Annotated in this window: 5 protein-coding genes; 1 reads left to right on the top strand and 4 read right to left on the bottom strand. The window is 51.1% G+C overall.

Annotated features, from left to right (window positions below; all coding sequences use genetic code 11):
• Positions 1–18: 18 nt before the first annotated feature.
• From C3D30_RS08555 to gyrA, 3 genes are all read right to left on the bottom strand, one after another.
• Positions 19–642: a DUF1175 domain-containing protein gene (locus tag C3D30_RS08555; protein ID WP_010353017.1), complete on the bottom strand. Its 624-nt coding sequence runs from the start codon at positions 640–642 to the stop codon at positions 19–21.
• Complete coding sequence (locus C3D30_RS08550) at positions 639–2,327, bottom strand: DUF2138 domain-containing protein (protein ID WP_105286747.1); 1,689 nt, start codon at positions 2,325–2,327, stop codon at positions 639–641. Before C3D30_RS08550 ends, C3D30_RS08555 begins: the two co-directional genes overlap by 4 nt.
• A gap of 148 nt (positions 2,328–2,475) precedes the next feature.
• On the bottom strand, positions 2,476–5,103 hold the full coding sequence (gene gyrA, locus C3D30_RS08545) for a DNA topoisomerase (ATP-hydrolyzing) subunit A (RefSeq protein ID WP_001281237.1): 2,628 nt from the start codon (positions 5,101–5,103) through the stop codon (positions 2,476–2,478).
• A gap of 146 nt (positions 5,104–5,249) precedes the next feature.
• Here gyrA and ubiG point away from each other — a divergent pair, with 146 nt between their 5' ends.
• Positions 5,250–5,972 carry a bifunctional 2-polyprenyl-6-hydroxyphenol methylase/3-demethylubiquinol 3-O-methyltransferase UbiG gene (gene ubiG, locus C3D30_RS08540; RefSeq protein ID WP_000990774.1) on the top strand — a complete coding sequence of 241 codons (723 nt, stop codon included), beginning with the start codon at positions 5,250–5,252 and terminating at the stop codon, positions 5,970–5,972.
• 140 nt (positions 5,973–6,112) lie between these two features.
• Here ubiG and yfaL read toward each other — a convergent pair whose 3' ends face one another.
• Positions 6,113–9,847 (bottom strand): AIDA-I family autotransporter adhesin YfaL/EhaC, encoded by a 3,735-nt coding sequence (yfaL, locus tag C3D30_RS08535; protein ID WP_105286746.1) that lies wholly within the window; start codon positions 9,845–9,847, stop codon positions 6,113–6,115.
• Positions 9,848–10,005 lie beyond the last annotated feature (158 nt).

The following is a 10,005-nucleotide window of genomic DNA, read 5'->3' as shown; positions in this document are numbered from 1 at the left end:
ACAGGCACAGACAGGCCGCTATCGCGCCAGAAAATTTAAACGATAAATGCCAATGAAATTGGGATTGGAATCGTTGGGTATCCATCGGGTGTCCTTCCATGTCATAAGTTGTTGCAGACTGACTGCGCGCATTCCGTTGTCAGTTTTCGTGGCGCTTCCGGTGTGGTAAATGATGTAACGCCCCATCCAGACCATTAAGTGCTGAGCATCGCCCTGATCGAAAAAAACCATATCGCCAGGCAGCGCCTGGTTTATGTCCTGGCCAATAAAACGGCTGTTGTACTGAATCAAATTAATTGCGGTCACATAGGGGCCTGTTTTCCCGTTCCCCTGGTTCCAGTTTTGTGCCAGTTGACGCTGTTCAGGTGTTAGCGTCATTTCAGGCGGCAAATACTGATTCGATAAACCGTTACTTTTTAGCCATTTGCTGTCGTGAACTTTCAGCGCCTCGTTCGCCGCAAAGCGCACCAGGCCCGCACAATCCTGCTGATACCAGCGTGGACTTGGCCCCTGACGGAGTTGTTCCTGAGCAACACGCACAAACCAGGCACGAAACAGCCCCGACTGTTCGACATTCAGCATTTCACCCTGAGCGCAAAAACAACACAGCCAGCAGATCAGCGCCAGAAGTCCGCGCCTCATAACGGCTGCCAGTTGACAGGTAGCCACTGCCAGGCGACGCCCGGTTTCATCTGATCCAGTTTCATCACATAACGCGGTTGTTGAGATAGAGCGTCCAGTTTCGGCATTAATAAAGTTTGCGCGGCGTTATAAAAAACCGGTTCGAGATTCTTCGGCAGACTGGTCAGCGTTTCGTTACGCAGCAGTTTCGCCACACCTTGTGGATTGATATAGACCGGAACGATGCCGTCATTGGGTATCACATCCACCATTGCCGGGCGGGTTTTATTCAGTGTTTGCAGCGCGTTATTAACCAGCGTGTCATCGAGGGAGAAAAGCAGCGTTTTGTTTTGCATCGCCAGCGACACGCGGAAAAAATAATCCGACATTAATTGATCTGGTTGCACCGCCTGCGCTTTCGGATACTGACCATATCGGGAACTCACTTCGCGACGCCAGATTTGCGCTTCGCCCTGCTGTGTCTGGGTTACCGGCAATATACCTTCTGGCGCTTTGCTTTCGTGCGCACCAATATTTTGCGTAAACAGTTTCCCTGGCAGTTGCGCCTGTTCGGCTGAGCCATCAAACTGACCAACAAATAGCGGGGTTTGCAATTTTGAGTCTTCGTACCAGCACATCCCGGCAGCACCGTCTAACGCTCCATTCAGCTTGATGTTTTCCTGGCTGATGTGCGCAAGCATCTCTTCGGCAATACCGTGCGAATACGGCACCGCCACACAGAAGCTGGCTCCGGCAGGCATACTGTTCCACACGGGCGTGAAATCGAAACTGGCATCTACGCTTGCAGATTCATCATTTAACGCCAGAAAGCTATGCCAGCCGTCGTTGCCCATTTCGAAGCGCACGCCAGCAAAAGAAGGCATTAATCGCTGGTAGCCAAAACCCAGCAAATTTGCGCTGACCACGATGCGCTGGCGTACTGGCGTTTTTTCGGCAGTACGCTCATCCAGGCCAAAGCTGGCTTGCCAGCGTTTTTTACCGCTCAACAAATCACTTGCGATCGCCGTGGCTTCGGTATCCTGCTGGTCATCTTTAAACAGCATATCCGTGCTGGAAAACACCAACATCTTGTCCTGATAAGTCGCAAACATCAGGGCGTTATTGCCGTTATAGCGCAACTGATAAACAGGAATGGTTTCGTTATTTAGCTTGATGCTACTGATTTCCGTCTTGCTTAACTGGCTATCGCTGGTGACAGCAAACAGTAATGGCTCCAGCAATTTGCTTAAGCCGCTGCGCTGGATCAGCACCATATAATGTGAAAGATGGCCTTGTTTATCGTGCCATAACGCCGCCTGCGCAGGCTGGTCTAATAACGAGGAAAATAACTTATCTTTCAGCGTGAGATCGTGCTCATAGACAATGCGGCGAATGCTGCCTTCAATGCCCAGACGGTCGGCATGGTTCTGATAATAAAAAACGAAATCTTCGCTCAGGACATCATGAAGAAAAGGAATGGTAAGGAGATCTTTGGGAAGCTGGCTTAGAGAGTCGCTGTCGAGAAAGAGGTCCGGCTCATTGAGATCGATTTGCAGATTGTTGTGCACCACCAGCGGCGACAACGTTTTTTCTGGCTCATTGCCAGCATATTGCAATGCCCAGACGCCAGCGGAAAGCAGTGCTATTGCACCAAAACCTACAAGGCCATAAAACCGCCAGCCTTTCGCCTTTTTTTCACCACTCATTGCCACATTCCTTGTGTAAAGCCAGCCATTTTTTATGGGCGATGCACAACTTTATCGCGCCCTAATACGACAAAAGCCCAGACTTTACAGCCTGGACTTTTCAATTCAAAAAAGGGAGATGGCTCCCTTTTGGCATGAAGAAATGAAATTATTCTTCTTCTGGCTCATCGTCAACGTCCACTTCCGGAGCGATTTCATCGTCCCCTTCCGCAGCACTGCCGTCGATGGTATCCAGATCTTCCTCGTCAACCGGTTCAGCAACACGTTGCAGACCCACTACGTTTTCATCTTCCGCAGTACGGATGAGGATCACGCCCTGGGTATTACGACCCACGATGCTGATTTCCGAAACGCGGGTACGTACCAGCGTACCGGCATCGGTGATCATCATGATCTGGTCGCAGTCATCAACCTGTACCGCACCAACCACTAAACCGTTACGTTCAGTCACTTTGATGGAGATAACCCCTTTCGTCGCACGCGACTTGGTTGGGTATTCCGCCACTGCGGTACGTTTACCGTAACCGTTTTGTGTTGCAGTAAGGATTGCGCCATCGCCACGCGGTACGATCAGAGACACGACTTTATCGCCTTCACCTAAACGAATACCGCGAACACCAGTGGTGTTGCAGCCCATCGCACGGACAGAAGACTCTTTAAAGCGCACCACTTTACCTTCGGCAGAGAACAGCATTACTTCGTCTTCGCCGCTGGTCAGGTCAACGCCGATCAGCTCATCGCCTTCAACCAGTTTGATCGCCACTTTACCGGCGGTACGCAGACGGTTGAATTCGGTGAGGACGGTTTTCTTCACAGTACCGTTAGCGGTCGCCATGAAGACTTTCACGCCTTCTTCAAACTCGGTCACTGGCAGGATCGCGGTGATACGCTCGTCCTGCTCCAGCGGCAGCAGGTTGACGATCGGACGACCACGTGCACCACGAGAGGCTTCCGGCAACTGATAGACTTTCATCGAATAGACACGGCCACGGCTGGAGAAGCACAGGATATGGTCGTGAGTGTTCGCCACCAGCAGTCGGTCGATAAAGTCTTCTTCTTTAATACGTGCGGCAGATTTACCTTTCCCGCCACGACGCTGCGCTTCGTATTCAGAAAGCGGCTGATATTTAACGTAGCCCTGGTGAGAGAGCGTCACGACCACATCTTCCTGGGTGATCAGATCTTCCAGGTTGATGTCTGCGCTGTTGGCGGTGATTTCAGTACGACGTTTGTCACCGAACTGTTCACGAACCAGCTCCAGCTCTTCGCGGATCACTTCCATCAGACGATCGGCGCTACCAAGAATACGCAACAGTTCCGCGATCTGATCCAGCAGCTCTTTGTATTCGTCGAGCAGTTTTTCGTGCTCAAGGCCGGTCAGTTTCTGCAAACGCAGATCCAGAATCGCCTGAGCTTGCTGTTCGGTCAGGTAGTACAGACCATCACGCACGCCGAACTCTGGCTCCAGCCATTCCGGACGCGCAGCATCGTCACCCGCACGTTCCAGCATCGCGGCAACGTTGCCCAACTGCCACGGATTAGCAACCAGCGCGGTTTTCGCTTCTGCAGGCGTCGGCGCATGACGGATCAGTTCAATGATCGGGTCGATGTTCGCCAGTGCTACGGCTAATGCTTCAAGGATATGAGCACGATCGCGGGCTTTACGCAGTTCGAAAATGGTACGACGAGTCACCACTTCGCGGCGATGACGGACAAACGCAGCGATAATGTCTTTCAGGTTCATGATCTTCGGCTGACCATGGTGCAATGCCACCATGTTGATACCGAAAGAAACCTGCAACTGGGTCTGGGAGTAGAGGTTGTTGAGCACAACTTCACCGACCGCATCGCGTTTCACTTCAATCACGATGCGCATACCGTCTTTGTCAGACTCGTCACGCAGCGCGCTGATGCCTTCCACGCGTTTTTCTTTTACCAGTTCCGCAATCTTCTCGATCAGGCGCGCTTTGTTCACCTGATACGGAATTTCGTGGACGATAATAGTTTCACGCCCGGTTTTGGCGTCAACTTCCACTTCTGCACGGGCGCGGATATACACCTTGCCACGACCGGTACGGTAAGCTTCTTCGATACCACGACGACCGTTGATGATTGCCGCCGTCGGGAAGTCCGGCCCCGGGATGTGTTCCATCAGCCCTTCAATGCTGATGTCTTCATCATCAATATACGCCAGACAACCATTAATGACTTCCGTCAGGTTGTGTGGCGGGATGTTGGTTGCCATACCTACGGCGATACCGGAAGAACCGTTCACCAGCAGGTTAGGAATTTTGGTCGGCATGACGTCCGGAATTTTTTCCGTGCCGTCATAGTTATCAACAAAATCGACCGTCTCTTTTTCGAGATCGGCCATCAGTTCATGGGCAATTTTCGCCAGACGGATTTCCGTATAACGCATTGCCGCCGCAGAGTCGCCGTCGATGGAACCGAAGTTACCCTGACCGTCTACCAGCATGTAACGCAGCGAGAATGGCTGCGCCATACGGACGATCGTGTCATAAACCGCCGAGTCACCATGGGGATGGTATTTACCGATTACGTCACCAACGACACGGGCAGATTTTTTATAGGCTTTGTTCCAGTCATTGCCTAGTACGTTCATGGCGTAAAGTACGCGACGGTGTACCGGCTTCAGGCCATCTCGGACATCTGGCAGCGCACGGCCAACAATGACCGACATCGCATAATCCAGATAGGAGCTTTTCAGCTCTTCCTCAATGTTGACCGGTGTAATTTCTCTCGCAAGGTCGCTCATCTAACCGCTATCCCTCTACTGTATCCCGGATTCAAAGGTCGCAAATTATAACACAGCCGCGCAGATTGAGGTAAACCTATACGCTTTATTCACCTGCAATGCCTGATATACTCGATTGTCTTGCCAATTACGGAGTAGAAGTGCCAATGAATGCCGAAAAATCGCCGGTAAACCATAACGTAGACCACGAAGAGATCGCTAAATTTGAAGCCGTCGCCTCCCGCTGGTGGGATCTTGAAGGTGAGTTCAAACCGCTGCACCGCATTAACCCGCTGCGTCTGGGCTATATTGCCGAGCGTGCTGGCGGTTTATTTGGCAAAAAGGTGCTCGATGTCGGTTGCGGCGGCGGCATTCTGGCTGAGAGTATGGCGCGAGAAGGCGCGACGGTAACCGGCCTGGATATGGGCTTTGAACCACTACAGGTTGCAAAGCTACACGCGCTGGAAAGCGGTATTCAGGTGGAGTACGTGCAGGAGACCGTTGAAGAACACGCGGCAAAACATGCCGGGCAGTACGATGTTGTGACCTGCATGGAGATGCTGGAGCACGTCCCCGATCCACAGTCAGTAGTCAGAGCCTGTGCGCAACTGGTAAAACCGGGCGGCGATGTCTTTTTCTCTACGCTTAACCGTAACGGTAAGTCATGGCTGATGGCGGTGGTCGGTGCAGAATATATTTTGCGCATGGTGCCTAAAGGTACGCATGATGTGAAGAAATTTATTAAACCGGCAGAACTGCTGGGCTGGGTGGATCAGACCAGTTTAAAAGAGCGTCATATGACCGGGCTGCATTACAACCCGATCACTAATTCCTTTAAACTCGGCCCCGGCGTGGATGTGAACTATATGCTGCACACGCAGAATAAGTGAGATTGTTGACCGGATTCATCCGGCAACCGTACCAATGCCTGATGCGACGCTTGCCGCGTCTTATCAGGCCTACAAATGCCCCCCGTAGGTCGGATAAGGCGTTTACGCCGCATCCGGCAACGATGCCGGGCGGACAACAATTACCATTTCACCGTCATCGACAAAAATCCTGCCGTCTGGGCAAAATCATCACTTCCCTTCTGCCATGCGACACTGCCGCGCAGGGAAACTCGCTGGCTAATATTGCCAGTTATCCCCACTTTTATTTCACCACGCTGCTTCGCCGTATCGTCGCTGATATTGCTGCCATCTTCTTCAATTTCCGCCGAATTGGGATCGTGATAATAATTCAAATCCAGGGTTGGCGTGATATAGAAAGTATTACGCCATTCGCTATGTATCCCGACACGCGTCAGAATATCATCACCCTGCGATTGCGACACCCGCGCACGGTTAGCGGCGGTAAAATCATCCTGCTGCACGCCCTGATAAACCACCTGCGCCTGCGGTTCGATTACCACACTATGCCCCGGTAACCACTGATACCCTGCTTCCAGCGAGGCGATAATCCCCGACGAGTGGTAATAATCCGTGCCGTCACCTTGTTCGGAAACATCATTGCTAAACCATGCATATTGCAGCCAGCTATCCAGCCACGCCCCCTGCTGCTGGCTACCATGCTGAAACCAGCTCGAAGTCAGCCCAATAGCATAGCCGTGGTTCTGGTTATCGGCGCGGGTTCCGGTCATATTCGAGCGGCTTTCCCCCTGGTTATCGCTGTAACCACCAATGGCTCCCAGCGTCCATTCGCCATCATCGCCCCATCGCCCGCTAAACAGGTCGCCGCTAAGCTGCACCGTAGAGGTGTCTTCATGCTGAGCCAGCTGCCCCGCCGCCGTGTAATGATAACGTCCACCGATAATACGCAAATGCAGCGTCTGACCGTCGCCACCTGCGTGATCGCGTCGCTCCATCACAAACGCCTGATTTGCCGCCCGCAGGTTATTAAGATATCCACCAATTTTTGCATTCAGCACCGGCTGATAAGCGGGCGTTGGGTCAGGAGCCGGCGTGGGATCGGGAGTCGGATCAGGTGGCGATGGCGGCGTGACTTTTTGTGATCGCAAATACCAGTCGTTGTTATCTTCCACCAACGTATAGTCGTAAGCGCCCATATTGACGTAGCCGCTGCCCGCCAGACTGAACTGCGCATTATTTTGAAATTGCGTGGGATCGCCAGCGAAATCAACCACTTTTATACCTGTAGATGTCGGCTCGCCAATGCCAGTAATGGGGTTAACCACCACAGTCGTGCTGCCAGCGGTATTGCCGTTCAACACCAACTGGTCGCTTACCGAGTCATCGCCGTTTAATTCGCTGTCGAGAAACAGCGTACCGCCACCGTTGTAATCATCGTTTACGGTCAGGGTATCGCCAGCGACGCCATTTTGCAGGCTGATCGCGCCGAAAGTATTGCTCAGATCACCATTGACCGTCACACCTGAAAGATAAGTCAGGCTGTCAGTTTCAAGGTCGGTATTAAGCTCGCCTGTCAACGTAACGCCATCGGTGGCATTCACCAGCGTACCGCCACCGTTAAACAATGAGGCGTCAAGCGCCACAGACGTATCCTGCCCGGTTAAACGCAAAACCGTGCCATCGCTGATGTCGATAGTGCCGCTGGAACTGGCATCAATAGACTGAATATCCTGATCCGCGCCAGTCTCGAACGTTGCCCCGTCACCAACCCACAGCGACGAAGCATAAGGAAGGATATCCGCAACATCACCTTTCAGGGTGCCTTCTTCGACACGTACCGCCGACTGCGTTGTACCGCTGGCGGTCAGTTCCAGCGTTCCTGCACCGGTTTTCGTCAGTGTGGTTCCCGCGTCCTGCTGCTGTCCACTGCTGTCGGCGATCAATGCGCCCCACTGCGTCACAGCACCATCGTCAACCACAATTTCGCCATCAGCGCGCATTTCGATATCACGCCCATGACCAGCCATCGCAGAGCGAGTATCGACATCAGCCGTAATCTCCATCGCGCTATCTTGTTGATTATCAGTGAAGATAACCTGGCGGTTATAGTGAGTATCACCAAGTTGAGAATTGTTGCTCACCACCAGCGTGCCGGAAGCGATTTGTGTTGTGCCGAGGTATTGATTGTCATTCGCCAGGCTTACCTGTCCATCGCCTGCATCTACCACTACATAGACGCCTTTTTTCCCGTCATCGCCAATATGCAAATCCTCACCACCATAAAGATCGACAACGTCCTGCTGACCAATTACCGTACCGCCACTGCCACTGATTTCCAGCCCATCGTTCTCTGACGTACCGCTCTGCCAGGTGATGAAATCGGAGAGATCTAATATGCCACCGTTTAACACAATTGACTGCGGATCGTCCTGCATCGCCGCCAGATCCGCCGCGTTTCCCGCCAGCGAGAGGATTGCGCCATCTTCCACCACAATATCGCCGGTCAGCGCCATCGACGACGCCCCCGCCAGCGCATAGCTACCATTTTCAGCAATGGTCAATTGCCCTTCACCTTCAATAGTTCCGCTAAACCCGCCGGCATTTACAGTAACGTTACCGCCAGCATCAATATTTAAAGTGCCATTCTGAAAACCCGTCAGTGAGTGAACAAAAGTCTGCTGTGTTGCGCCAACGTTTAGTTCTGCCTGATCATCCCGATGACTGATACTGCCGACCATCAGGCCATAGCAATTTTGTGGATTACTCTGGCAACGATCATCACCAACATTCATCAGCGAATTGCTACGCCCCAGCGTCACTTCACCATTTTCAACCCGCATCTCGCCGGTAAAATTATTATTATCCGCATTAAGCACCAGTTCGCCTGCGCCGGTTTTGCTGATACTTCCGGTTCCGGCAATGGAATCGAGCGCACCATCGTTGCTCAGGTCACCAATAATCAACGTTTTATTACCAGCGATATCAAACCTGACCTGACTTGAATCGATGTACATAAAGCCGCCCGCCGACGCAGATGGCACATCGCCATATCCTGTGGCACTGTTGTTCTCATCCACCAAAACGCCACCGTTATAGCTGTAGCCGGCATCAACCGAAATATCAATAAGATAGGGAGAGTTCGCACTACTGCTATAAATTGCACCACCGTAGCCTTCAGCAATATTATCTGTAAACGTGGTGTTATTAATTATTGTGAACTCTGATGGGTGAATGTTTTCCGTATTATTATCGGTGATATCGATAGCGCCACCATCGCCATCACTGTAACTTGTTGATGTATATGCCCGATTATTATTAAAAATCGTGTTATTTAAGTAAATATTATTATTAATCGAATAAATTGCGCCACCTTTGCCATCGTTAGCAATATTACCTGTAAATACAGCATTGGTAACGCTAAGATCAATATCACCAGCGTCATTTGTACCCGCAGAATAGATTGCCCCGCCATATCCTCCGGCCACATTACTGTCGAAGATAACCTGAGTAAGATTCAGCGTTGAGTTTTCTTTCGCAAAGATAGCACCTCCATTATTATATTCACCACTCACGGTATTATTTTCGAACAGAGTCATACCTGTTCCACCTTGTGCTGACAATATGAAATCAGCTCCTTGTTGTAAAAATACCGCTCCGCCACTGGCATCATTTGCCATAGAGGAAAAAATAAGCCATTGCCCGTCAGCAACACTCCAGGTCTGCATACTACCTGAGAGGCTCTGGCGACTGGCCAGGCAACTGGTAGAAACATTAACCCCCTGACATGAAGCCAGAATCTGCGACGCCGCGTTTGCACGCGTAAACACGCAAGCAACGACAGCCGGGAAAATTAACAGATACCCTTTCCTGATAAAAATAATCCATTTTTTATTCATGATCTGACAGCCTGTGAGAAATAACACGCTATCATTAAAAGGCATATTACGATTGTAGATAATAACCAATTGTAAACAAGAAATTTTTAAAATAATCGCACCAGCAATAATATTTACAGAAAGGTATTAATTATTTCTTTCAAAGTTTACTTGATTAT

This window comes from Escherichia sp. MOD1-EC5433, assembly GCF_002966005.1.
GTDB classification, from domain to species: domain Bacteria; phylum Pseudomonadota; class Gammaproteobacteria; order Enterobacterales; family Enterobacteriaceae; genus Escherichia; species Escherichia ruysiae.
The sequence above is the reverse complement of the archived record's forward strand: the minus strand, read 5'-3'. Positions and strand labels throughout refer to the sequence as shown.

Coding starts and splice junctions, on each gene's coding strand:
- C3D30_RS08555 (WP_010353017.1), bottom strand. CDS start 642: ATGAGGCGCGGACTTCTGGCGCTGATCTGCTGGCTGTGTTGTTTTTGC.
- C3D30_RS08550 (WP_105286747.1), bottom strand. CDS start 2,327: ATGAGTGGTGAAAAAAAGGCGAAAGGCTGGCGGTTTTATGGCCTTGTA.
- gyrA (WP_001281237.1), bottom strand. CDS start 5,103: ATGAGCGACCTTGCGAGAGAAATTACACCGGTCAACATTGAGGAAGAG.
- ubiG (WP_000990774.1), top strand. CDS start 5,250: ATGAATGCCGAAAAATCGCCGGTAAACCATAACGTAGACCACGAAGAG.
- yfaL (WP_105286746.1), bottom strand. CDS start 9,847: ATGAATAAAAAATGGATTATTTTTATCAGGAAAGGGTATCTGTTAATT.